The sequence below is a fragment of the Mesorhizobium comanense genome (assembly GCF_005503535.1).
Classification (GTDB): domain Bacteria; phylum Pseudomonadota; class Alphaproteobacteria; order Rhizobiales; family Rhizobiaceae; genus Mesorhizobium; species Mesorhizobium comanense.
The window spans coordinates 67855-90547 of the sequence record NZ_SCNN01000025.1; the positions used below are offsets into that span (position 1 = coordinate 67855).

The window sequence follows — 22693 nt, forward strand, 5'->3', positions numbered from 1 at the left end:
CCCCGATCGGCGTCCAATTTTGACCCCCCTTGTGTAGTGCGCGGCGGTCAGCGTTCGCCCGGGCGGAGCTGGTCAGGGTTGCGCAGCCAGGGCGAGCGCGGATGGCGCTTGGCAGCTTGATGGGGTGATCAGGCGCGGTTCTTGAAACGCCAGGATTCGTTTCCGGTCTCGATGATCTCGCAATGATGGGTGAGACGGTCGAGCAGCGCTGTCGTCATCTTGGCGTCGCCGAAGACGGCGGGCCATTCGCCGAACGCCAGGTTGGTGGTGACGATGATTGAGGTCCGTTCGTAGAGCCTGCTGATTAGGTGGAAGAGCAATTGCCCGCCGGCCTGCGCGAAGGGCAGATAGCCGAGTTCATCGAGCACGACGAAGTCGAGCCGGGTGAGGTAATCGGCGATCCGGCCCTGCTTGCCGCCGCGGTGCTCGGTCTCGAGCCGGTTGACGAGATCGACGACATTGAAGAAGCGGCCACGTGAGCCGTTGCGGATCAGGGCGCGGGCAATGGCGATTGCCAGATGCGACTTGCCGGTTCCGGTGCCGCCGATGAGCACGGCGTTGCGCTGGTCGGCGACAAAGGTGCCGTTGGCGAGGTCCCGGACCAGCACCTCATTGACCGGCGTGCCGTCGAAGTCGAACTCATCGATGTCCTTGGCGATCGGCAGCTTGGCGACAGTGAGCTGGTATTTAATGGAGCGGGCCTGCTTCTCGGCGATCTCGGCCGACAGCAGATCGCCGACGATCCTCGGCGGCTCGTGCTGGCGCTTGATGCCTGTCGCCATGACCTCGTCATAGGCGCCGCGCATCCCGTAGAGCTTCAGCGTGCCCATCAGTTCCAGAACCTGGGTGCGTTCCATCAGCTTGCCCTCCTGAGGCTGTCGTAGCGGGCGCAGTCGGCCTGCGGCTCATGCTGCAGGCGAAGTGCGTCCGGGGTGAGAATGGTGACTGCCGGCGCCGGATCGCGCCGCCGCGCCAGGATGTTGATGATGACGGCGGATGAGCAGACATTCTGATCGAGCGCTTCCTGGCAGGCAGCCTCCACGGCATCGATGCCGTCGGTCAACACCGTGGCCAGGATCGACACCATCTGCCGATCGCCGTCATGCGCCGCCTTTAATCTGCGTCGGATACGCTCCATCGCTGGTGGCAGAGCCCAATCCCGGAATGGCGCGCCATTGCGCAGCGCACCGGGCTTGCGGGCAAGTACAGGGACGTAATGCCAGGGATCGTAGACCGTCTCGTTGCGCCCGAAGGAGCGGGCATGTTCGGCGACGACCACGCCGTCCTGGCGGATGACGATCCTGTCTGCATAGGCATGGATCTCGACGGGGCGGCCGACGGCCGTCGACAGGACCGAGTATTTGTTGGTGTCGAAGCGAACCGTGCAGGTCTTCGACACCGAGGCCGGCACCGTGTGGAATCCGTCGAAGGGGCCGCGATACTCGACCAGTTTGCCGCGCTCTTCCTCGAACACGTTCCAGATCGTTCGTTCCGGTTGCTCGATGTGACGGTGCGCCTTGGCATAGGCGACGCACTTGTCCTGCAGCCAGGCGTTCAGCTCCTCATAGGTCTTGAAGCGCAGCCTGGGCGTGAAGAAGCGCTCGCGCACCAGCCCGACCTGGTTCTCGACCTGACCCTTCTCCCAGCCCGACGCCGGCGTGCAGGCGACTGGCTGCACCAGATAATGGCTGCACATCTGTAGGAGGCGGCGATTGTATTGGCGGTCCTTGCCAACAAAGATCGTTTCCACCGCCGTCTTCATGTTGTCGTAGATGCCGCGCGTGCAGGCGCCGCCGAAGAAGGCAAACGCCCTGTCATGGGCGTCGAACACCATCTCCTGGGTCTCGCGCGGATAGGCCCTGACGAACATCATGCGGCTGTGGCAGAGCCGGACATGGGCGACCTTCACGGTTACTGTCACGCCGTTGATCAGGACGATCTCGTGGCTCCAGTCGAACTGGTAGGCCTCGCCCGGCGCGAAGAATAGCGGCACATAGGCGTCCGCCATCGCCGACCCCTGCGCCTTCGCCCAGCTCTTCGCGTATCGGCGGACGGCGTCATAGCCTCCCTCGTAGCCGAGGCTGCAAAGCTCTTCGTAAATCCGGATCAGTGTCAGTTGCTCGCGCGCCGCCTTGCCACGGTTGCCATTCAAAAACCCGTCAAGCTGATCCTGCCACGGACCGATCTTCGGCTTGGGCTGCCGCTCGCGTTCGTAGGAGAACGATGTCTCATCGGACCTGAGTATCTTGCGGACGGTGTTCCGCGACACATGCAGTTCGCGGCAAATCCGCTTGAGCGACCATCCCTGCACATGGAAGGCGCGCCGAACCCGGGCAATCGTATCCACCGACTTCATCCCCACACCATCCGCTCGCCACGACGAGCGGATGGTCGCAAATCAAAGCATCAGGGGGGTCAAAATTGGACGCCGATTCCCCGGCTTATGGGGTCAATTTTGCACGCCGATTCACACCCGAGCTTCTCCTTGCGCGCGCGGTTGGCGATCTCGACCAGATAGGCGGGCCAGAGTTCGGCAGAGATGCCGTCGCGATGGCTGTAAGCGTCTGCGGGGGCCAGCACCCAGTCGGCAGCGATCCAGGCGCCTTCCGAGCCGCCGCTTCGGGTGAATACGACGGCGCAGGTCTCCTCGTCATGTGCGAGCAGGGTGCGCGCAAGGCGGTCGTATTCGGGGGCGGCGAAACGCAAGCCGGTCATTTCAGTTGCCGAAGGCGGTCGTTCACGGTGTTCATCCACGAGGAGAGGCTGTCGCGGTTAGGATTCCACGGCTGGGCGAGGTGCCAGGAGAACCACAGGTTAGGGGTACCGACTTCCGGGATGGGGTTCGTAGCACTTGCGTTCGCCGGGACGGCGCCACCGGCGAGCCGCAGGTCCCCATCGGCCCAGAAGCAGTCTAGTGCCGCGTAGGGATAGCCCGGGGGCACCAGGAACCAGATCGTCGTGTGCGCCTTTGTCCAGCCCGCGGGCAAGCGCACACCCGGCACGGTGATCAGGGTCGTGCCGCTCGGAAGCCGAGTGGCCGCGACCCCGGGATACCGCTCCGTGAGCTCCGCGAGCTGGACATCTAGGAGGCTCATCATCCAAAATTTGCCTTCGGCACGGCAGAGAAGCGCAAAGGCCCGTGGATCTTCTCAAGCGAGACCTCTTCATCGTCACGGATGACGCGGTCGGGATCGTCTCCGTGCCCCTCCAGAACGAGATCGTGCGAGGGATCCCAGTCAGGGACCTTGGCTTTGATCTGTAACCCGGTCAGCACCGGCTGGTCAGTCTCGAATTTCTCGCGCCCGACAAAGAAGGTATAGGCCTTCGGCTTATCGGGCTTGCCGCCGTCCTTGCCGTTGCTGGTCTGCTCCAGCACATCGTGTTTCGACATTTTGATCTCCTATCGGGCTGCCCGTCAGGTGGGACTCTTGACTAACTGGCAAATCGGATTCAATTTCACGAATCAGTCCATATCTGGACTAATCCATATCTGGACTGCTTGTGAGTTTCAAGTTCGATTTTGGACTTACCATATTTACGGGGTATGCATGGCTGGACACGCTCAGGACGTATCGATTGAACGAGGTGTCCAAGAGCGAACCGCGTTAGGAACCTTCATCAACATCGCGGACGCCTGGGGCTTAACGACGGATCAGCAGATCATCCTGCTTGGATCGCCGGCCAGGTCGACATTCTTCAAATGGAAGAAAGAGGGGGGAGCGATCCCCAGCGATACGCTCGAACGGATTTCGCACGTGTTCAGTATCTACAAGTGCTTAAACATCTTGTTTCCGGATCCTCAGCGCGCTGATCAGTGGATAAAACGGGAGAATAAATATTGGCACGGCCGCAGCGCCCTCGATCACATGATGAAGGGGAGAATGGCGGACCTGATTGATGTACGACGATATTTGGATGCGCAGCGGGGAGGATAGTGTTGAGCGTCGACTATGTAGTGGTCGAGAGTACCTGGTATCGCCTCATCCCCTCGCGCTTCCCGCCCATCTCGTTATACGAGCGCGTCGCGCGGGAGGAGGTGTGGCCTGTTGTGACTTCGGTCGAAGATCTCACGAATCCCCGCGCGCAGATGCGCCGGCTGCTGACCGGGGATGCCCAGGTCGACGAAGCGTCCCCCAAACTACAGAACTGGAACCATGCTCCCTTTGCCTACCTGAATCCCGAGGGCACGTGGCTGCTGAGCCCGCTCTTCGGCGCCATGGAGTTGTGTGACTGCCTTCAGACCGCCCTCGCTATGTCTGTGCGCAAGCGCGAACTCTTCCTCTCGCGTACCGAGGAGCCGCCTCTCGACCTCGACATGCGGGTCCTCGGTACTCGCGTGAAGGGGCGACTTGCTGATTTGCGGGCGCTCGACCCGACCTTGACCCAAACGGCGCGGTGGGAGGTCGGGGAAGAGCTCTTAAATGTCGGCGCCGATGGTGCCCTATTCAATTGCCCCGTCCGGCCTGCCGGGACCTGCGTCGCGATCTTCAACGGAGACGTTCTCGCGAGAAGCGTTCAGGCCGAGCATTTCCGCTTCGTCTGGGACGGCTGTCACGTGAAGTCGGTATACAGCTTCGACAAGGGAGAGAATTTCAGGGCGGACGACCTGTTCAAGGACGCAGTGATGAAAGCGGCATAGTCTAAGTCCGGCCTGTCGTCCCGTCGACAAACGGAGTCGTCAGACGTCGATCTCAACCTCTGGCCGCCGGTACAGCCACGGTGTGGCGATCGGAGCATCGAGATCCACATACTCAGCGGTACGTAACTTCGCCGCGAGACTGTATCGGATTTCCGTGTCGGCGCGACCCTCGGCTGGGTTTTCTCGCCACCAGCCGCCAGTCGGCAACGTAGCAATGGCGTTGCGCTGAGACAACTGGAGAGCATGAGGAACTGTGGGACGGTTGGTTACGGAGGCTCCCCGAGCGGGCCGGAACCACGCCACAGAAAACGCCCGTTTGGTCGGCCGCAACGTGACTGCCGCACAAAACCTCATGCTCCCCAAGATCAGCCCCCTCCAAAGACCATCAGACAGAATAAGCCTGATTATCGGGAGATAACCGGCCACTCCCACTGGTCATGGGCGCCTGGTGCGAAACTACTACTCGTTTATGTGCAGTCCGCCTTCATCTGCGATTAGACGATGCGTATTTCTTTACCAGCCATCCTTGACTGGTAGCCTAGCGACATCTATGTCTTGTCCCTAGAGACATATACGTCCGGTTGCGCCCTCTTGCAAACAGCGCAAACGCCGCGCATTTGTGTCCCGGAAGCTAGCAAAAGGACACTACCATGACCGCAAATCCTCCACAAGAAGAAGACGCAACGCCGGCGCCGACGATCAAGACCAACAAAGCGTCCGCCGATAAATGGGGTCAACAGGTAATCGAGCTGGGCTTTTGCCTCGTTCCGTCTCTCTTGCTGCGCGCTCAGCAGCGTATCGGGCTTAATCCGACCCAGCTCGCCGTCCTCCTGCAATTGTGCGATTTCTGGTGGGATAAGGAGCGGAAACCATTTCCAAGCAAGGAGACCCTTGCGCAGCGGTTGAGCCTTAGTGAACGCCAGGTCCAACGGTACATTGCGGAACTGGAGCAGGCCGGATTGGTCCAGAGGATCGAGCGCCGTAGCAGCAATGGGGGCAAGCTCAGCAATACCTATGATTTGAGCGGACTTGTGAAGCGCCTTCAGGAACTAGAACCTGAATTCCGCGAAATCGAAGAGTCGGCCAAGGCAGCCCGCAAGGCGGTGACGAAGCGTGGTTACAAAGCCACGCCGAAACCGAGCGTCGAGGCCGCACGATGATCCCCTGGGGCCCGATGGATAAAAAGAACAAGAGCGAGGGACTGGAATGAGTTGGGCGCTATTTATTGACGAGTCAGGCCAAGATCGCCGGAATTCGCCATATGAAGTGCTGGCAGGCGTTGCGATCGAGGACCGAAAGATATGGCCCCTCATCCGGCAACTTTCCGACGCTCAGCAGCATATCTTCGGGATGCGTCTTTATCAGGCTTACGGCCAGGAGGCGAAAGCCAAGGAGCTACTCAAGCCAAAAACTTTCAGACACGCTGCACAATTGCCAGCCTTCGAGCAGAACACCCGCAGTCGCCTTGCGCGGGAAATCCTTCTTGATGGGACAGCAGTGACGCGCGATCGGTTGACTGCGCTCGGCCAGGCGAAGATCGCTTATTGCGAGTTTGCGCTCAACCTTGCTCGTAGCCACGGAGCACAGGTCTTCGCAACCATGGTCCCGCAATCAGCACCGCGGCCACCAAGCGATGAAGCGATGCGAAAGGACTACGCCTTCCTATTCGAGCGCTTCTATTACTTTTTGAATGGAATGCCAGACGATCCGATGGGATATCTCGTGTTCGACGAGCTAGATAAGGCACAGAGCCATGTCTTGCTTGGGCAGGTATCGAACTATTTCATAAGGACACGAAACGGCAGGGTGCGCGCCCGACTCATTATCCCGGAACCCTTCTTCGTACACAGCGATCTAACGACGCTAATTCAGCTGACGGACATCGTCGCGTATGTGATCAGTTGGGGTTTGCGATTGAATGGCATGACGCTGCCGGCCAGACCCGAATTGGCGGGACTAGCTGATCGCGTAAAGCGAATCCGATTCAGTCGCGAGACCGAAGGAGGTGAAAAAATCTGGGGGATTAAGCACATTCGGGATCTGAGGCCTATCGCTCTCAACCCGGCATAAAAAAAGGCAATGCCCACGTTTCCGCGTACAAAGCCTCCGAGGAGACATCTATGTCATGGGGGGGCGAATGTCAACTTTATAGCAGATCGCGCAGAGTACCGGCGGCGAGACGACATACCGTCGGCGACGGTACGAGAGGTCAAATCACGCCTCAATTGTATGCGCAACCACAAGGCCGCAATATGATCGTTTTCAACGACCTCAAACATGATTTGCTCGAACCGAGCGGAGGCATCCTGATGGCGCCTACGACGTTCGCGGCGACGTTGGAAGCTCATGGTCTCTACAGCACCAAACAATTCGTGCTGCGCTTGAGCCCGCGTGTTCATGAGTTGGTCGACGCCCTCGCCTCAGGCGACTTTGGGGGGCACGACCCTGCAGACCTCATCCAAGCCTACTCGACCTACATCCACGAGACTATCCACTGGTGGCAGCATGTAGGCTCGACCGCTGGCCTTATTTTCAGCCTCTGCTACCCAGCACAATTTTCAAGCAGTCTCGAACACCTTCAAAAGGCGATCGCGGAAATTGGGCCGAAGAAATCATTAAAGCGATGGGCTGATGACGCGCTACTCCATGGCACGGCGCCCTCGGCCGAGGCGCTCGCGGAAGCTAACATTGCCGTCAACAATGCGCTGGACATCGAGTTCTACAAATTCTTCGCGCATAGCCCAAACCGGTCATCCGAGCTTAGGCAGAACCAACATTTCGAGAGCGTCGGTCATTCGTACCGTATCGCCTATGGTAACACGCTGATGGCCCTGCTGCAGTCTTGCGATCTGGAGCCCGATAGCCTGCCTGATCCAGAACGATGGCAAGCAGAGTTCGATCGCCTCTCGGTCACGCGCCACGAGGGCTTCTACCATGGGTCGCCAATCACGCGCGGTGACGTGGGGCTTCACGCTATCTTCGAAGGCCAGGCGCGTTTCATCCAACTTCAGTTTCTCGCTTCGTCCGGCGGCCCCTCGACTTGCGCGGCCTACGCTGCCGACGGTTATCTGAGCGGCATCTACGTCGATGCGTTTACAGAGTTCCTTCGCCTCAGTGAGTCCGAATGGCCTGAGACAATCGACAGCCCCCTCGTCGGGCTGTTTCTGCTGATCTGCGACCTTTCGATCAACCCGACCCGCGGCTTTCCCCTCGATATCGAACGTTTCGAGGACTTCATTTCTGACGTCGATCCAGGCGCGCGATTCGCCCTGCTTTGTCAGGCCGCCCGAGAGCATCCTGAAGTGAAGCCAGCGATCCAAGCCTATAGCTCTGAAGAGTATGCTTTCGTTTCGCGCGTCCTCACCGACCGCTGCGGCTATGACGATCCGCTTGTCGCCCTACGAGCAGTCATAGCCGTGTCCGAAACGGTGGCGGGCCAGGCCCTCATGGCCGAATGGGCGAGTTTCGAGTACTCCGCTGGTAACCTGCCCATCCGGGTTATGACCTCACATTTCATGGATCTCTGCAGGAGCAAGCTCACCCATCCACACTTCTTCTGCTGGGCGGGCAAAGCCTTAGCTCTGGGCCATACGACTCAGGTGTTCCAGGAGCTTTTCCTGCGACACTTGTCCCTCTTCACGGATCGCGCTGACTCACAGCAAATCTTCACCCGCGCGTTTGCGGGCCGAGAGGGCACCGCCCTGAAGCGCATGCTCGATACCTTCATGGCGTCGACGGTTCTCTACGACCTAACATTTCAATGGGTTCTTCGAGACGGACCCTTTCACTACGATTTTCGATCGCTGACCGGTGGCAGTCAGAACGAGGCCATGGAGATCTGGGCCAAGAACGCGTTCAAGGCCGCGTTCGGCCACCACCCAGACGATTTCGAGCAACTAAAGTAGGCCACGGCTCGAAGCCCTCAGGATATCGACCAATCGGCGGCTGGAGAAATTTTATCGACGCTGCTCAGCCTGGCACGTTGAACAGCGGAGTTGCATTGTTTTGAGATACAATAAGAGTCAGCTTTTCTTTGGCCCGACTCAAGCCGACATACAGAAGTCTGCGCTTGTATTCTGTCCCTGAAAACGCCGATCGATCGCACATCATGATCAAGGCATTCGCGCACTCAAGGCCTTTGGATTTGTGAATAGTGCTCAGGCATTTGCGTGGTGGTTGCGCGTGCGAGAACGTTCGACGCCGAGTAATTTCAGCGAATCCGTCTGCAGCTACATCAAAAGCTCCCATTCGGACGGCGTCGCGGACTTCGCTCTTTAGATCGAACTCGATATCGCTGAAGCCATTTTCCTTTCGTTCTACGAGGCCGATGAGGTGCTCGAGCGCCTTGGCCACGCCACGATGGGACGGCTCCGCGATCAGATGGCTCGCGATTGCTTGCAACTGACCAGGCATCCCGCGCGCCGGTCTCGCGCACCTTTGTTGTACCTCGGCCTTGAGGCGATTGCCGTGGCTTGAAGCCGAAAATCTGACGCTGGTTGCATAGACGAAGGACAGAAAGCCATCGGCAATCGCATCGAGGTCTCCGGTGTGATTCCGGATACAAGCAGCCAGCGCCGAGAGGTGGTTGCGGGTGTGGCCTTCCCAAATGCGCACGGACCGACCGAAAAACGCGTTCAAATGTGCAACGCGTTCGTTACCGACAGTCATCACCAGAAGTTGCTCACTTTGCCGTAACAGGGAGCTGATTGGTGCCCTGTGCTCTCGTGACATGCCGATCGCCTTATGTGCAACCTGTGCTGAGTTCTCAGCGAAAAGTACCCTTAGCCCCGGGGGAAGGCTGCCGGTTAGGTCAATCGAGCCTCCATTTGAAAGGGCCCGACGAGCGTCCAAGATCCACTCTCCCAGTTCGGGCGTGCCAGAAATCCAACGATGGGGTGTCGAGAGTTCTCCCCAACCGCCCGCATCTTTCAGGGCGGCCCAGCGCCCGAGTGTTGCGCGAATTTCTGCCTCGCTGTCAGCAAATATTACCTGCATCGGGTCACCGAACAAACGAAGGATTGATCCCGCCGAATGTACCGCGACGACCGCATGGTGCTGGTCAGCAGTCGCGTCCTGATGCTCGTCGCAGATGATAATTGGATAACGTTGTGAAGCAGCGCCCGCAACGATTGCGGAGCTCTCAAGGAGCTGACGGCATCGCGCGGCGACCACATCATACCGATCATTTTCGCGCGCCCAACCCGCAACGTCAGGAGGAAGATCCAGCGTGCGGTGGTAGATACTCGCGATTTCGGTAAGAAAGCTATCTATAGTCCGAATTTCGACGCGATTTGCGACGGCGCGCGTGCGAGCAGCGAAGACCGAGCGCGCTGCGTGTGTATGTGTCAGGATCAGGACACGGCCCTTAGACAGCGCTGACGCCGCGTCCATCGCAAACGACGAACCCTGATGCGTCTTCCCGCATCCTGCCGGTGCCTCGATTGTGACCAAAGGGAGGTCAGACCGCAGCAGCGATGCGACTTCGTCATCCGTCACGGTCTCAGCTCTCCTACGGCAAGAGGGTGATCGCCGATTGTCGCGCGCAGTGCGTTGATGAAGGGCAGAATCTCCGGCTCGACGCAGGGCCAGACAGACAACGAGATCATCTTGGTACCGAGTTCGACGCCCCCGGCGAGCGATTTGAACCAGACTTGGCTGTGCTTAGACCACTCCTTGCCTGTCTGTTCGTCCGGAGCACCATCTTTGTTGCCAGTGGCAGCTGCAACGATGATCGAGCGTAGTTTCGCCAAGCGCCGTTCAGGATTGCCACATGCCGCTAGGATGCTCGCTTCGTCCTTGTCTTTGATCGCCAGCCGATCCGCGAGAGTTCGCATCCGGCGACCGAACGTACCGTCGGGCTCTTGCGCGAGAGCCAGCAACTGGTCATCGCGTACATGGGCGATGATGTTTTCTTCCAAACAGCCAGACCGCCATTGAAACAGTCTCGCTCCGAACCTTTCGCTTATTCGCCGCCAGCGTTCGGGAGATTTTCCTTCGTTGTCACAAAAAGCCCCCAGTACGAGACCGCCTTCGCTGAGCCCTTGCAACAAGCCCATCATGGTTTCGTTTCCGCCGCCGTCGCAAACTCGGACACCATGATCTTCGGGGCGTGCGGTGAAGGCATTCCTGAGAAGAAACCGAAGAAATCCCACCTCAGTTACCCCCTCGGCGATGACAGGTATCTTTGCCAGAAATGTCTCAGGGTCGCGGCGCTGTTGGTTTGCGATCTTGTCGTGAGGAAGTGGCCCAATCTTGGCCTTGGAATCCATGAACCAGAGAGCGGCCTCTGTCGCCGCAGAGATCGCGACAGCGCTGTGTGTGGTCACAAAGCACTGGCTCTCGTCCTTTGTCAGCTTGGCTATCAGCTGCCTCAGCCGGTAAGGTTCCAAGCCCCGTTCAATCTCATCGATAATGGTAAGCCTCGTTGCGGCTTCGGTTGCACCAGCCACCTCAAGCGCCGACATACGACGCGTGCCGGCACCCCAGCTTGCGAGCGGCAGCATGACACCATCTTTGCTAGCGAGCAGCCCGATCAAAGCGCCGATCGACAGGCCTTGACTGCTCGTGAGGCCAAGGTCCAGATCGTAGGGTAGCCCGGCTTCACGCATCGCGACCCCGAGTGTCGCCAGCGAGTCTTTCTCGTCCTTCAAGAGCGCGTCCGAGATGTTCGCATCGGAAACCTGCTTGTTGATTCTCGATTTGAGATTTCCTTTTGAAAGGAGCCGGTCGAGGGCAGAGCCCGAGACGAGCCTCAGATCGCGGTCATTACGATCGTCGTTGGCAAGACGAACGACTCCGATCTTCCGCCGCAGTCCCACCGAAAATGCAACCACGTCTTCGTTGGGTTGAACCACCTCCCAAACTGGCTCGAGTTCGTCGGTGCCGCGGACTCGAAACTTGAAGACGGCCTGATTGGGGCGGCCTTCATGACTAGGGTCCGGGAGGATCGCCTTCTGTCCGTCCCACTCCCAAGGCCACAGAGCTTGCTGATGGTCTGAAATTCCGACTTCGATTGGAATTTCGACGACGGCCTCAATTGAGAAACCCTCCTTCGTCGATCGATTGAGATAGTCCGTCTCGAGCACTTGGATTGTATTCGTTGGGCTGAACAGCAGCGAAACCGCATGTAAAACGGTGCTCTTTCCAGAATCGCCACCGCCAATGAGGATGTTTATTCGACGATCTGGACGCCATTCCAGAGAGTCGATACCCCGAAACTTCGAGATCGCAAGATATTTGATGCGGGGCTGCTCAACCATCGTCGATCCGAATCGTTGGGTTCAATGCAGCCAAGCTTAGGCTCGTTCAATACGGTCCGCAAAGCTCTCAGGACATGGAAAGACCTTCGCTTCGCAGTCGAGCTTAAGCTTCAAGCATCCGCAACGACCAGCGAACTGTTGTGTGGCGGCGGGCAGTCATTCGTCGACCTCGACCCCACGGTATTCTTCGCTACCGGCAAGGTCGGGCATGATGTCACCAGCCAGGAGCTTCTCCTTCGACAGCAGTCCGGCGTCCTCGAGCGCCTCGAAATCCGGCAAATCGCGCAGCGTGTCGAGCCCGAACTCCAGCAGGAATTCTTTTGTCGTCACGTAGGTGTAGGGCGCGCCCGGCGTCGGGCTACGAGGGCCGGAAGCGATCAGACCGGCACCGCGCAGATGACCCATAAAATCGCGACTGATCTCCTTGCCGAAGAAAGATGACAACTCGGCACGGGTGATCGGCTGGAAGTAGCCGATGCACATCAGCACGAGCACCTCTGACTGCGTGAGGTCCACCGCGCGCTCGTTACCGCCGACTGCACTGCGGATAGCGTCTGCATAAGCCGGCCGGGTCAGATGCTTCCAGCCACCAGCGACGGCGACGAGGTCATAGGGTCGACCGCGCAGTTCCTCGCGAATGTCATCGATCAAAAGGTCAACGCTGCAGTTTTTTCCGACGATCCGCGCGAGCGTCTCGCGGCCGACCGGTTCGCTGGCGGCGAAGATGGTCGCTTCGACACGGTTCTTCCATTCGCGCCAGCGCGCCTCCGGCGGCAAGTGATCCAGCTCCCGGTCAAACAGCTGGTCAGCTGATCGACGGTCATCTGGCCGATCCTTTCCGCGTCTGCGCACCGCTTCCACCATGGTCGTCACAGCCCGTAGATGCGAAAGGTTGGGCGGCCCGACAGCTCGCGCACGGCACCGAGTTCGACCAGCCGGTCGAACAGCCGGCGCAGGCCGCGGTCGCTCATGCCGGCGATCTTTTCGGATGCCACGATCGCGTCGTCGGACAAGAGCCTTTCGACGACCATGTCCGCCGCCTTGGCCCGGAGTTTCGGCGCGACCGCAAGCAGCCGGTCCGCGCGGCGCTCGAGCTCGACGGATAAATCAATGGCGCGCAGCGCGGCGCGTGCCTGCGCGGCCAGCAGGCCTTTCGCACGCTCATCAGGATCTGTCTCAATGCCTGTCGCCACGGAGCTGGCTGCCAGTCGAGGCGTGCGGGCGCCTGTCCCCAAGGCTGCCTCGGCGCCCAGCAGCGGCATGGCGTATGCCCAACCCAGCCGCTGCGCCCGCAGGGCGTCGGCGAGCCAAGCTCCAACGGTGCGTGCGAAGCCACGGCGTTCGGCGGCAGTGAACGCACCGGTCAGCATGCCGACCATTCCGATGCCTGCGGAAAGCTGTCGAAGATCATCCGCCAGATCGCTGACCGCCTCATCATCCGGCGCGTAGCCAAACTCCTCCAACACCGCCGCGAGATTTTTCTCCGTCAGGAGATCCCCCGCTGGCCGAGATGCCAGCCGACGCCAGGCGAGGAGAAAACGGCCGGCGGGCCCGACATTGTCGCCGGGCCGGGTGAGCAACACGGCGTCGCGCAGCGCGCTTTCATCCTCGACGCGGCCAGCCTGCTTTGCCGTTGCCACGGCAGCCGAAAGCGCCAGGCGCTGCCGCCAGGCGCCGGCCCACCGCTCCTGACGGCGGACGACAGCATCGAGCGCGCCGATGGCAGCGCCCGCGGCGAGCGAGACGTCCTCGAACTCGTTTCTCGCATGACTGTGGGCATCCGAGATGGCCCGGCGCAGCCAAGCCGGCACCGCTGCCATTGGCACGGTCGGAGGGGTTCCGGCAGGCGTGGCGTGGTGACGTGCAGAAGGTCTGGGACGCAGAATCATGGAGAGCACGATGAATCATGGCGGCGCTTTTAGCAACAGAAATGGACGAAAAGCGCTGTGCTTGTCGCGCAGCAATAACGAACGATAATCTTGCATTATCGCTCGTTTTTCGGGCGAGCAGCAAAATGCCCCACTCGCCCTTATTTTTCACCAGAAATCACGAGATTTATCGCGGCGGCAAGCCGCCGGCTGTCGCCATCAGGCCGAACAAAATGCCTTGCCTGACCCTCGGGCTATCGGCTGCCAGCAGCCTTGTTCCCGACCAAGATGGAACGATCACACGTTTCACCACTTGAGGCATCGTATAGCGTATTTTTGCCCTTTTTGCAACCGCTCGCCCTTCATTTTCACTCCGTCACTCCCTCCCTTGCGACGACGATGGTCTACACGCATATCTGCCACCAATGTTTTCAACCCAGCGGGCGCAAGCCTGTCAACGGCCGGTAGAAGATCACCCGCACCGACGGAACCAACTGGCTGAGGGGATCGAAATCCCGGATGTTCGCGGTCAGGACCGTCGCCCCCAGCGGACCGGTCTGGTGAAAGGTCAGCGCATCGTTGAGGAAGCGGCGTTCGTGCCCCTCCCCTTTCGGCAGACGGCTCAGCCGGAACAGGAGGCCGGCCAGCATGCCGGCGCGTCCCCAGGCGGTGGCGTCGGGAGCATGTAGCCGATGCCCGGGAATGTCCTCGATCGTGTCTGCAACCACTTTCAGGATCGACTTCGTCGTGGGATGCGCCGGGTCGAGCCGGCCGAACACATGGCTGAGCTCGGCAAGACAAACGGCCGAGTGGTGACAAAGCCGATAGGTGAGAAGCTCATCGACGGCTTCGGGAGTGCGTCCCTGCAAGACATCCAGATAGACGCTTGTGTCGAGAAGCAGGGCACCACCGACCGCCGGCTCGTCTCCAGCCCAGGACAGCGCGGACTCCGGACGCCGTTCCAGCCCCGCGGTGCGCCGCTGTGGCTTGAGGGAACGCAGCGCGCTCCTGAGATCAAACGCCAAGATCAATATCCGCAGGGATACTGCCCTTACGGCGCACAAGCCGGGCGCCAAAATCGTCATCGAGGGCCAGCCGCGACAAGGCGAGCTCCAGGAGTTCGGTGTCGGAGGTCACATGCGCACGTTTCTTCGCCGCCTCAATCAGTTCCGACGGCACCCTGCCGGAAAGGCGTGTGTTCTTGGCCGCGCCAAGAAGGCCAACCGCCCTTGCCTGCTCAAGCACCAGGCGGTTGCGGGTGTGGGCGATCCGCTCCTCGCTTTCGGCTGCCGTTGCGCCACGATCGCTCATCCTAGGGTTTCCTCGATTCTCCGCTGTTGAACGAAACATAGAGGATGTTGAACGGGAAGGCAATGAACGGGGCAAGGAACGGCAATGCCGAGGAAACGATCGCCGCATCGTCCATGAGTACAGTGCCCGCTCGGGGCCGCGAGGCCCGGCCATTGTCGTACGTGGCGGGAAGCAGTTTGGCTATTAGTCAAGCGTCTCGCGGTGGACAATTCGGCGCTTTGGTCGCACGTTGTGCTCTCAGAATCGCAGACTGCGACATTCCAATGAACGAGAGCCCCCGATGGGCAGTCCCCGTAATTTCATGACGCCCGTCAACACGACCGACACCGTCGATCTGCCTGACATTGGCGACGTCGTCATGGAAATGGGACGCCCGGATGAGGCCCCTTCCCCTTCCTCGCAGGTCCAGGGCTCGCGACAAGCATCAATGCCCGCGCATCTCGAAAAGCTTGCAGACCGCGCGCGCGATTATGTCGAGGCCGCCAGCTCGACGAATACCCGTCGCGCCTATGCCGCCGACTGGAAGCATTTTTGCGGCTGGTGCCGGCGCCAGTCGTTTGATCCGCTGCCGCCAGACCCACAAATCGTCGGCCTCTACATCGCCGCCCAGGCCTCGGGATCAGCGAGGGACAAAAAGTCGGTGTCGACCATCGAGCGCCGCCTCTCGTCCCTGACATGGAACTATACGCAACGCGGTCAACCGCTCGACCGAAAGGACCGGCACATCGCCACAGTGCTGGCCGGCATCCGCAACAAACACGCCTCCCCTCCCCGTCAAAAGGAAGCCATCCTGCGCGACGATCTTGTAGCCATGCTGGAAACGCTCGACCGTGGCACGCTGCGCGGTCTGCGCGACCGCGCCATGCTGCTTTTGGGCTTCGCCGGCGGCTTGCGCCGCTCCGAAATCGTCGGCCTTGATGTTGCGCGCGATCAAACCGAGGACGGTCGCGGATGGATTGAAGTTTTCCCAGGCAAGGGCGTGCTGGTGACGTTGCGGGGCAAGACCGGCTGGCGCGAGGTCGAGATCGGCCGCGGTTCGTCCGACGCCACCTGCCCGGTCGTCGCCCTGCAGACATGGCTGAAGCTGGCCCGCATCGCGCATGGCCCCCTCTTCCGCCGCGTCACCGGTCAGGGCAAAGCGGTGGGTGCCGAGCGGCTCAACGATCAGGAGGTGGCGCGGCTGGTCAAACGCGCGGTCTTGGCCGCCGGCGTGCGCGGGGATCTTTCGGAGAGCGAACGCGGCCAAAAGTTTTCTGGCCATTCGTTGCGCGCTGGCCTTGCTTCCTCGGCCGAGGTTGATGAGCGCTACGTTCAAAAGCAGCTCGGCCATGCCTCGGCTGAAATGACTCGCCGCTATCAGCGCAGACGCGATCGTTTCCGTGTCAATCTCACCAAGGCAAGCGGGCTATAGGCGCCAAGAGGCCCGCCCCTACCCACCTTCAGCTTTATCGGCTGACAGAGCCCATAAGACCCGCTTCCGGCTCTTTTTCCATGATCTGGTGCAAGGTCAGAGCAGCCCCACTGGGCGATGTCACCTTAAGGTGAACTCGGACACGCGGAAGGCGTTCTGCCTTGCGGATTGATTTCAGGTCACGGCTCGCACGGTTTTCCACTCCGCGATCGCTTGCATGACGGTGAACGCGGCATTTTGAAAGCGGAGCGTTGTGGACTGGGTGGGAACGTGAGATTTCGGATGGCGGAGAAGATTGAGAGGAAGTGCTGAAGACTTCCCGGCGATCGAAAGCTCTGCATCGTACGCTAGCGCTTTCGCCGTGGCCCATGTGAGTTCGCGGCGCGGTTGTTCAGATCCTCGTGATGTCCACTTTCGACGTCCGGCATTACTTGGCGGCGCGCGCCGCCTTGGTGTCGCGGCGGTTCCGACGATCTTGTCAAGCACATAACCGTCGTGATCGACGACGCGCCGCAACCGGTGTTTTTTGCCGACGATGGTGATGACCACCTCGTCCAGATGCCAAACGTCGTTCCGGCTCGGCTTCTTGGGATGAATGTTACGCGCATAGTCCGTGCAGAACTTCTCCAACGGCGGATCGTTTAATTGGAGACGACAACGGCGCACTCCAGCAGCCTCGACAAGGCGCACACCCAGCGGAAACCGAGCCGCGCCCGGCATTGGCGATGCTCTGAGGCGGGAAGCAGTGGCATTGGTAGCTGACTGGCCTGGGGTTTATGGAAGTGCGTCTATCGCGGCGTCCCTTACAAGGCGTTGCGGTGACATCGCCCTAGGGAGCCACACCTTCGACTTGATCCAGTCAGACCGCTATTCACGGTGACGTCCCATGGCCATGCGGTTTGGTCGGCGCAGCCTGGCTCGTTTCGCGAACGCTCGGAAAGGCTGTCGCGTGCCGCCCATCCGCATCGAGCGGCCAGATGAGGCTGCTTTCCGCGCGCAGGGTAACGTCGATGACGAGAACCCGGCAGTGATGGGACTCGACGCTGGCATGGGTATTGTCTTGGCGACAAGCGGCGAGGGGACATTGCCGGGCTATGCTCGACGCGAAAAGCTGGCGCTCGGCAAACGTCTCGGCCTTTGGTCGAGCGCATTTGGTCAACCGGAGGCGAGCGAACGGAACGTATATTCCGCTCGACACTCGGAGGTGACCAAGAGGAGTTAGCCGCGGCTAACAGCTCTATGGCGAACCCATCCGTGTTAAGAAGCTGTTAACCCTTATTTTCTTGCGCATGAGAAAGAATCGGGCATAGTCCGGTCATCTGCGGAAAAAACCGCAAACATGACAAACTTCCGCAACTGCGGCGAGAGAGAATGAAATCCATGGATAGCACTGCTGCGGCACTTGAGCCAGCCAGCGAGTCGGAAGAGTTGAAGACGCTAATCCAGCGTCACTCGGCTACGCTATCGACTCAGCTGCAGGCCCACCATCTCAGCACGTTTCCTCCCAATGCCGAAAAGGGTATCCGCAATTTCTCGCCTGCCGAGACCGCCAAGCTCATTGGGATAACAGAAGGCTACCTGCGACAGGTGGCCGCTGAAATCCCGGATGCGTCCACGGTCTCCGGTGGTGGACGGCGTTCCTATTCGGTCGACGCGATTCATACGATTCGTAAGTTCCTGGACAGCGGAGCAAGAGGCAGCAGGCGCTATCTCCCTTGGCGAGCCGAAAACGAAGACCTTCAGGTCATCACGGTGATGAACTTCAAGGGCGGGTCTGGGAAAACAACGACCACGGCCCATCTTGCTCAATACCTCGCCCTGAAGGGCTATAGGGTCCTGGCAATCGACCTTGATCCACAGGCAAGCCTGTCCGCCCTCTTTGGCCATCAGCCGGAGATCGATGTCGGTCCGAATGAAACCCTTTATGGGGCACTCCGCTACGACGAAGAAAGGCGGCCCATCGCTGAAATTGTCCGTGCGACATACATCCCCGACTTGCACCTAATTCCCGGCAATCTCGAACTGATGGAGTTCGAACACGATACTCCGCGTGCGCTCATGAACCGAGCGCCTGGCGACGCCATGTTCTTTGCCCGTATTAGCCAAGCACTCGCGCAGGTTCAGAAGATTTATGATGTCGTGGTGATCGATTGTCCCCCGCAACTGGGCTATCTCACTCTATCCGCGCTTACGGCCGCAACGTCGGTCCTGATTACCGTCCATCCGCAGATGCTCGATGTTATGTCGATGAGCCAGTTTCTGGCGATGACGGGCGATTTGTTGGATGAAATCAGCAGGGCGGGGGCTTCCTCGCAATACAAATGGATGAAGTATCTGATCACCCGGTTTGAGCCGAGCGACGGACCTCAAAATCAAATGGTCGCCTTCCTCCGCTCTATCTTTGGGGAGCACGTTCTCAATCATCCGATGCTGAAAAGTACGGCAATTTCCGATGCGGGACTTACCAACCAAACGATCTTCGAGGTGGAACGCAGCCAATTTACGCGAACAACCTACGACCGCGCGATAGAATCGGTGGAGAGCGTTAACGCAGAGATCGAAGCTCTCATTAAGAAGGCGTGGGGGAGACCGCTATGAGCAGGAAGCGCATTTTCGCCAACCTTGAATCCGGCCCGCCACAGGTTGATCCCGAGCTCTCCGGTCCCGAGACCCCTGAACCACCGGCAGCCAGACGGTCTTCGCGCATTCGCCCGCTTCTAGGTTCGCCCGATCTGTTGGAGAGCGGCTCCGGGTCCCCAGTGGGGGCTCTGGGGCAATCACTCGGGGAAATGAATGAGCGTTCGAAAAGGGCCGACGAGATCGAGCAACGATTGATCTCTGGTCAGGCGATCGTCGAGCTCGACGCCAGCAGTGTCGAGCCATCGTTCATCCCCGATCGAATGTTGAGCGACGACGAAGCGTTCCGCAGTTTCGTGGAGGCAATAAGGAACGAGGGTCAGCAGGTACCCATTCTCGTGCGGCCCCATCCTGAACATCCGGCCAAGTACCAGGTCGCCTTCGGCCACCGGCGCCTGCGCGCAGCGATTGAGCTGGAAATCCCAGTCAAAGCAATCGTGCGGAAGCTCACAGACCAGGAATTGGTCGTTGCCCAAGGCCAGGAGAACAATGAAAGGCAAGATCTCTCCTATATTGAAAAAGTTCGTTTCGCTCAGCAGCTCGAACAGCGCTTTTCACGGGATGTGATCATGTCAGCGCTCTCTGTCTACAAAAGCGACTTGTCGAACATGCTGGCTGTCGGCGCCAAAATTCCTGGTGATCTCATCGAGGCGATCGGTCCCGCGCATGGCGTCGGCCGGCGCAATTGGATGTCGTTGGCCGATGTCGTGGTCGATCCGGCCCAACTGCACAAGGCGAGAGCCGTCATTCAGCAGCACCAATTCGCCACCCTTTCCTCAAAGGAGAGGTTTGAAGCTGTGGCGCGATCGCTCAAGCCCGGCACGCTCGCCCGCAGCCAGGATGCGCTTCTATCGGATGCTGGTCAGGAAATCGGCCGTATTACCCAGAGCAAACAGAAAGTCACAGTCACAATCGACCGGAAATCATCACCGGAGTTTGCGGAATTCGTGATCAACGAGCTGCCGCGGCTCTTCAAGGAGAATCGGCAGAGCCGTTAACGGCTCCGCCGATACAGGCATCGAAGGTAGGAGATCGACACAGCAAAAGAAAAAGGCCCCCGAAACAGCGTCCGGAAGCCCTTCTCCAAGTTAGCACCTAGAGAATCGCACTTCCGCGAATCACAGTCAAGAGCCCTTTCGGGCATAGGCGTCGTTTCGGCGAGCAGGTTTCTTTTGCCTAGCGATAGGTGAAAGAGCATGGAAACGCATATCTCAACGACGCCCTTTGGGCGGCGGCAAATGACGCTTGGCATGATCTCAAGCCAAGTCACCGCAAGGGCGGTGCCGAAGGGGTCGACTGTCCACAAATGGCATGTCTTCCAAGATATTAAGGACGCCAGGATCGCTCTGGGCGCCACTGATCGCGCCTTGGCCATTCTCGACGCGCTGTTGTCGTTCCATCCGGACACGGCGCTTTGTGGCGACGGCGAGCTGATAGTCTGGCCATCCAACGAGCAGCTGATCCGCCGCGCCAATGGCATGCCCCCAACGACCTTACGGCGACACCTGGCCGTTCTGGTCGAGTGTGGATTGATCATCCGTCGGGACAGCCCAAACGGCAAGCGCTTCGCCCGGAAAGGGCAGGCGGGCGAGATCGAGCAAGCCTATGGCTTTGACATCTCGCCGATCGTGGCGCGCGCTGAGGAGTTCAAGGATCTTGCGGATGCGGTCAGATCTGAGAAGAAGGCGTTTCGTCTCGTTAAGGAGCGGCTTACCATATGCCGACGTGATATCGTCAAGATGATCGACGCCGGCATTGAGGAAGGCGTGCCGGCGAACTGGGGCAGGGTTCAGCAGGCCTACCAGGCGATTGTTGGTCAGATACCACGCACTGCACCTAGGCAGACTCTCGAGGTGGTTGCCGGAGAACTTGAAGGCCTTTGGGCTGAAGTGCGTGAAGCATTGGAATCATTTGTAAAAACACAGAAAGTGGACGCCAATGAGTCCCAAAATGGGCGCCACATACAGAATTCAAAACCAGACTCTAAATTTGAATCTGAACCCGGCTTAGGAAATAAAGATGAAGCGGGCGGCAACGTTGCGGACACCGACAACGTACGGAGCCTGCCGAAGCGCGAACTACCATTAGGAATCGTGTTGGACGCCTGCCCGAACATGCTTTGGCTAGTGAAGGGCGGCGGCGGAATCCGCAGCTGGCGTGAATTTCTGGCCGCGGCCGAGGTTGCCCGGCCGACCATGGGCATCAGCCCGAGCGCCTGGGAGGAAGCGCGAACGGCAATGGGTGAGCAGCAGGCGGCGATTATCATTGCCGCGATCTACCAGCGGCAGGACCAGATCAACAGCGCCGGCGGCTATTTGCGCAGCTTGACGGACCGAGCAAAGGCCGGAAAGTTCTCGGTCTGGCCGATGGTGATGGCCTTGTTGCGGGCCAAGCTTGACGCATCCAAGACGACCGGAACCGGAGCTGAAGCCGCTGCCGTCGATTTGGAGGCGGCAGGCAAGGTTGTGCGCACCGAATCACGGTTGGAAATCAGCGATGCGTTGCGACGCAGCCTCGACAGACCGGGGCGCGGATCATGATGAGGAAGGCGGGTTTTGATCCGCTCTATGAGCTTGAGCGATCGCTGCAGTGCTTGTTGGGACGAGCGTCTTATGAGAGCATCGAGGGCATGAAACGAACACGATCGGGAACCGACGCCGGACGAAACCGCCGGAATGGTGTGGTGGAACTCACTTACTGAGACCGATCGCGCGGCTTGGTTGGCGCGGGCTGACAGCGCGGTTCCAGCTGATGCCCGGACGGCGTACAAGCGGCTCGGGGATCAGCGTTAGCCACGGACCAGGACTGTTTGTAGATTCTATACTTCCCTACGCACTAAAATGAAAATCCTGTGTTTCCCAGATCGCCATGTAGTGGGCTGAAGGGGAATGGGCCTTTCAACGCCCGGACGCCTCATGGCCGAGGCGAGAAGAAAGAGGACGGGACGGTCTCTTTGATCGGGAGTTGGACCAGCTGCCCAGCAAGGCCTAAGCCTCGCGCTCAAGAAGTATCTAACTTGACGGACTATCACGTCGTCCGCAGGAAAGCGAATTGGGCGCATTTATGTGAATGCCTATCCAAGCCCCCGCACCGATACGTTTATCGCCGTTAAAGCCGAGATCAGTCCGGCGTGCCGCACGAGGCCTACTGCCGCATTTGATCGCAATTTGGGCTTCACGGCGCGATCGTAGACTGCGAGACACTCGGCCGACGTCAGACGAGAAGAATAGAGTACACCGTCGACTGCGAAGCTATCATAGAGCGCCTTGCTAAGTCGACGGCCGGCGGCCTGGTGCTTGGCACGGGCGGCGTTGGTCGTCACACCGAGCTTTAGCAGCCCTGTCGTTCGCAGGTCTATGACCGTGAGCGGCTCTATGGCCGATACTTCCGACACGACCCAGTCCTCGACTTCCGTAATGTCGAGAACGCGCTTGGCTCTCCCTTCGAATCTATCGGGGGTCGGAACAAGAACCGTTCCCGCAGACACGCTAAGGTCGAACGAAGCGCGAACACGCGCATAGATCTGTAGATGACGCCACCGGGCTGGTTGAAAGTTTCCGGCCGATGG

The 22693-nt window shown here is 59.6% G+C and carries 22 protein-coding genes and 2 pseudogenes; 11 read left to right on the top strand and 13 right to left on the bottom strand.

Annotated features, from left to right (window positions below; all coding sequences use genetic code 11):
* Positions 1–128 precede the first annotated feature (128 nt).
* From istB to FFS37_RS29570, 5 genes and pseudogenes are all read right to left on the bottom strand, one after another.
* Complete coding sequence (gene istB / locus FFS37_RS29550; RefSeq protein WP_027038551.1) at positions 129–857, bottom strand: IS21-like element helper ATPase IstB; 729 nt, start codon at positions 855–857, stop codon at positions 129–131.
* Positions 790–2356 (bottom strand): annotated as a pseudogene (istA, locus tag FFS37_RS29555) (IS21 family transposase). Before istA ends, istB begins: the two are co-directional and overlap by 68 nt.
* Before the next feature lie 59 nt (positions 2357–2415).
* A complete protein-coding gene (locus FFS37_RS29560) occupies positions 2416–2715 on the bottom strand; it encodes a hypothetical protein (protein ID WP_137934496.1) in 300 nt (99 codons plus the stop codon).
* Entirely contained in the window at positions 2712–3098 is a 387-nt protein-coding gene (locus FFS37_RS29565; protein ID WP_137934497.1) for an E2/UBC family protein, read from the bottom strand. The genes FFS37_RS29560 and FFS37_RS29565 overlap by 4 nt, the downstream gene beginning before the upstream one ends.
* The gene (locus FFS37_RS29570; RefSeq protein ID WP_137934498.1) at positions 3095–3391 is read right to left on the bottom strand and encodes a multiubiquitin domain-containing protein; all 297 of its coding nucleotides are present in this window, start codon (positions 3389–3391) and stop codon (positions 3095–3097) included. Before FFS37_RS29570 ends, FFS37_RS29565 begins: the two co-directional genes overlap by 4 nt.
* Positions 3392–3548: 157 nt before the next feature.
* Here FFS37_RS29570 and FFS37_RS29575 point away from each other — a divergent pair, with 157 nt between their 5' ends.
* The 5 genes from FFS37_RS29575 (at position 3549) to FFS37_RS29600 (ending at position 8544) form a co-directional block, all read left to right on the top strand.
* On the top strand, positions 3549–3935 hold the full coding sequence (locus FFS37_RS29575; RefSeq protein ID WP_137934499.1) for an MbcA/ParS/Xre antitoxin family protein: 387 nt from the start codon (positions 3549–3551) through the stop codon (positions 3933–3935).
* A 2-nt stretch (positions 3936–3937) separates the two neighbouring features.
* Positions 3938–4639 (top strand): RES family NAD+ phosphorylase, encoded by a 702-nt coding sequence (locus FFS37_RS29580; RefSeq protein ID WP_232375811.1) that lies wholly within the window; start codon positions 3938–3940, stop codon positions 4637–4639.
* 650 nt (positions 4640–5289) lie between these two features.
* The gene (locus FFS37_RS29590; RefSeq protein ID WP_137934502.1) at positions 5290–5799 is read left to right on the top strand and encodes a helix-turn-helix domain-containing protein; all 510 of its coding nucleotides are present in this window, start codon (positions 5290–5292) and stop codon (positions 5797–5799) included.
* 46 nt (positions 5800–5845) lie between these two features.
* Positions 5846–6709 (top strand): DUF3800 domain-containing protein, encoded by an 864-nt coding sequence (locus FFS37_RS29595; RefSeq protein ID WP_096460118.1) that lies wholly within the window; start codon positions 5846–5848, stop codon positions 6707–6709.
* 182 nt (positions 6710–6891) lie between these two features.
* Positions 6892–8544, top strand: coding sequence for a hypothetical protein (locus FFS37_RS29600; RefSeq protein WP_137934503.1), 1653 nt, complete (start codon positions 6892–6894; stop codon positions 8542–8544).
* Between the two features lie 64 nt (positions 8545–8608).
* On the opposite strand, the gene FFS37_RS29605 is transcribed toward FFS37_RS29600, so the two are convergent.
* The 4 genes from FFS37_RS29605 to FFS37_RS29620 all read right to left on the bottom strand — a co-directional run bounded on the left by FFS37_RS29605 (position 8609) and on the right by FFS37_RS29620 (position 13718).
* Positions 8609–10135: an ATP-binding domain-containing protein gene (locus FFS37_RS29605; RefSeq protein WP_137934504.1), complete on the bottom strand. Its 1527-nt coding sequence runs from the start codon at positions 10133–10135 to the stop codon at positions 8609–8611.
* Positions 10132–11898 (bottom strand): ATP-dependent nuclease, encoded by a 1767-nt coding sequence (locus tag FFS37_RS29610; RefSeq protein ID WP_137934505.1) that lies wholly within the window; start codon positions 11896–11898, stop codon positions 10132–10134. Before FFS37_RS29610 ends, FFS37_RS29605 begins: the two co-directional genes overlap by 4 nt.
* A gap of 156 nt (positions 11899–12054) precedes the next feature.
* Positions 12055–12762, bottom strand: coding sequence for an SMC-Scp complex subunit ScpB (scpB, locus tag FFS37_RS29615; protein WP_137934506.1), 708 nt, complete (start codon positions 12760–12762; stop codon positions 12055–12057).
* Positions 12763–12767: 5 nt separating this feature from the next.
* A complete protein-coding gene (locus FFS37_RS29620; RefSeq protein ID WP_137934507.1) occupies positions 12768–13718 on the bottom strand; it encodes a DUF1403 family protein in 951 nt (316 codons plus the stop codon).
* Between the two features lie 86 nt (positions 13719–13804).
* Between FFS37_RS29620 and FFS37_RS29625 the strand changes: the two genes are divergently transcribed.
* A complete protein-coding gene (locus tag FFS37_RS29625; protein WP_137934508.1) occupies positions 13805–14083 on the top strand; it encodes a hypothetical protein in 279 nt (92 codons plus the stop codon).
* Between the two features lie 114 nt (positions 14084–14197).
* Here FFS37_RS29625 and FFS37_RS29630 read toward each other — a convergent pair whose 3' ends face one another.
* Positions 14198–14791 carry a type II toxin-antitoxin system VapC family toxin gene (locus FFS37_RS29630; protein WP_137934509.1) on the bottom strand — a complete coding sequence of 198 codons (594 nt, stop codon included), beginning with the start codon at positions 14789–14791 and terminating at the stop codon, positions 14198–14200.
* Complete coding sequence (locus tag FFS37_RS29635; RefSeq protein ID WP_137934510.1) at positions 14781–15077, bottom strand: hypothetical protein; 297 nt, start codon at positions 15075–15077, stop codon at positions 14781–14783. The genes FFS37_RS29630 and FFS37_RS29635 overlap by 11 nt, the downstream gene beginning before the upstream one ends.
* Before the next feature lie 301 nt (positions 15078–15378).
* Here FFS37_RS29635 and FFS37_RS29640 point away from each other — a divergent pair, with 301 nt between their 5' ends.
* The gene (locus tag FFS37_RS29640) at positions 15379–16488 is read left to right on the top strand and encodes a site-specific integrase (RefSeq protein WP_232375812.1); all 1110 of its coding nucleotides are present in this window, start codon (positions 15379–15381) and stop codon (positions 16486–16488) included.
* 242 nt (positions 16489–16730) lie between these two features.
* Here FFS37_RS29640 and FFS37_RS29645 read toward each other — a convergent pair.
* Positions 16731–17193: pseudogene (locus FFS37_RS29645) on the bottom strand (IS6 family transposase); the annotation flags it as partial.
* A gap of 181 nt (positions 17194–17374) precedes the next feature.
* Here FFS37_RS29645 and FFS37_RS29650 point away from each other — a divergent pair.
* The 4 genes from FFS37_RS29650 to repC all read left to right on the top strand — a co-directional run bounded on the left by FFS37_RS29650 (position 17375) and on the right by repC (position 21665).
* Complete coding sequence (locus FFS37_RS29650; RefSeq protein WP_137934512.1) at positions 17375–17710, top strand: hypothetical protein; 336 nt, start codon at positions 17375–17377, stop codon at positions 17708–17710.
* Positions 17711–17868: 158 nt separating this feature from the next.
* Positions 17869–19086, top strand: a complete 1218-nt coding sequence (repA, locus tag FFS37_RS29655) for a plasmid partitioning protein RepA (RefSeq protein WP_137934521.1) — start codon at positions 17869–17871, stop codon at positions 19084–19086.
* Positions 19083–20123 (top strand): plasmid partitioning protein RepB, encoded by a 1041-nt coding sequence (repB, locus tag FFS37_RS29660; RefSeq protein WP_137934513.1) that lies wholly within the window; start codon positions 19083–19085, stop codon positions 20121–20123. Before repA ends, repB begins: the two co-directional genes overlap by 4 nt.
* 198 nt (positions 20124–20321) lie before the next feature.
* Positions 20322–21665 (top strand): plasmid replication protein RepC, encoded by a 1344-nt coding sequence (repC, locus tag FFS37_RS29665; RefSeq protein WP_137934514.1) that lies wholly within the window; start codon positions 20322–20324, stop codon positions 21663–21665.
* Positions 21666–22198: 533 nt separating this feature from the next.
* On the opposite strand, the gene FFS37_RS36040 is transcribed toward repC, so the two are convergent.
* Positions 22199–22693: hypothetical protein (locus FFS37_RS36040; protein ID WP_210240488.1), on the bottom strand; the 495-nt coding region annotated here is incomplete at its 5' end.

Excerpts from the sequence above, each read along its gene's own strand:
- FFS37_RS29640 (WP_232375812.1), top strand. The coding sequence starts at position 15,379 with ATGACGCCCGTCAACACGACCGACACCGTCGATCTGCCTGACATTGGC.
- FFS37_RS29610 (WP_137934505.1), bottom strand. The coding sequence starts at position 11,898 with ATGGTTGAGCAGCCCCGCATCAAATATCTTGCGATCTCGAAGTTTCGG.
- FFS37_RS29595 (WP_096460118.1), top strand. The coding sequence starts at position 5,846 with ATGAGTTGGGCGCTATTTATTGACGAGTCAGGCCAAGATCGCCGGAAT.
- istB (WP_027038551.1), bottom strand. The coding sequence starts at position 857 with ATGGAACGCACCCAGGTTCTGGAACTGATGGGCACGCTGAAGCTCTAC.
- FFS37_RS29620 (WP_137934507.1), bottom strand. The coding sequence starts at position 13,718 with ATGGCAGCGGTGCCGGCTTGGCTGCGCCGGGCCATCTCGGATGCCCAC.
- FFS37_RS29625 (WP_137934508.1), top strand. The coding sequence starts at position 13,805 with ATGGCGGCGCTTTTAGCAACAGAAATGGACGAAAAGCGCTGTGCTTGT.
- repB (WP_137934513.1), top strand. The coding sequence starts at position 19,083 with ATGAGCAGGAAGCGCATTTTCGCCAACCTTGAATCCGGCCCGCCACAG.
- scpB (WP_137934506.1), bottom strand. The coding sequence starts at position 12,762 with ATGGTGGAAGCGGTGCGCAGACGCGGAAAGGATCGGCCAGATGACCGT.
- FFS37_RS29590 (WP_137934502.1), top strand. The coding sequence starts at position 5,290 with ATGACCGCAAATCCTCCACAAGAAGAAGACGCAACGCCGGCGCCGACG.
- FFS37_RS29635 (WP_137934510.1), bottom strand. The coding sequence starts at position 15,077 with ATGAGCGATCGTGGCGCAACGGCAGCCGAAAGCGAGGAGCGGATCGCC.
- FFS37_RS29575 (WP_137934499.1), top strand. The coding sequence starts at position 3,549 with ATGGCTGGACACGCTCAGGACGTATCGATTGAACGAGGTGTCCAAGAG.
- repC (WP_137934514.1), top strand. The coding sequence starts at position 20,322 with ATGGAAACGCATATCTCAACGACGCCCTTTGGGCGGCGGCAAATGACG.
- FFS37_RS29600 (WP_137934503.1), top strand. The coding sequence starts at position 6,892 with ATGATCGTTTTCAACGACCTCAAACATGATTTGCTCGAACCGAGCGGA.
- FFS37_RS29565 (WP_137934497.1), bottom strand. The coding sequence starts at position 3,098 with ATGATGAGCCTCCTAGATGTCCAGCTCGCGGAGCTCACGGAGCGGTAT.
- FFS37_RS29570 (WP_137934498.1), bottom strand. The coding sequence starts at position 3,391 with ATGTCGAAACACGATGTGCTGGAGCAGACCAGCAACGGCAAGGACGGC.
- FFS37_RS29650 (WP_137934512.1), top strand. The coding sequence starts at position 17,375 with ATGGCCATGCGGTTTGGTCGGCGCAGCCTGGCTCGTTTCGCGAACGCT.
- repA (WP_137934521.1), top strand. The coding sequence starts at position 17,869 with ATGGATAGCACTGCTGCGGCACTTGAGCCAGCCAGCGAGTCGGAAGAG.
- FFS37_RS29560 (WP_137934496.1), bottom strand. The coding sequence starts at position 2,715 with ATGACCGGCTTGCGTTTCGCCGCCCCCGAATACGACCGCCTTGCGCGC.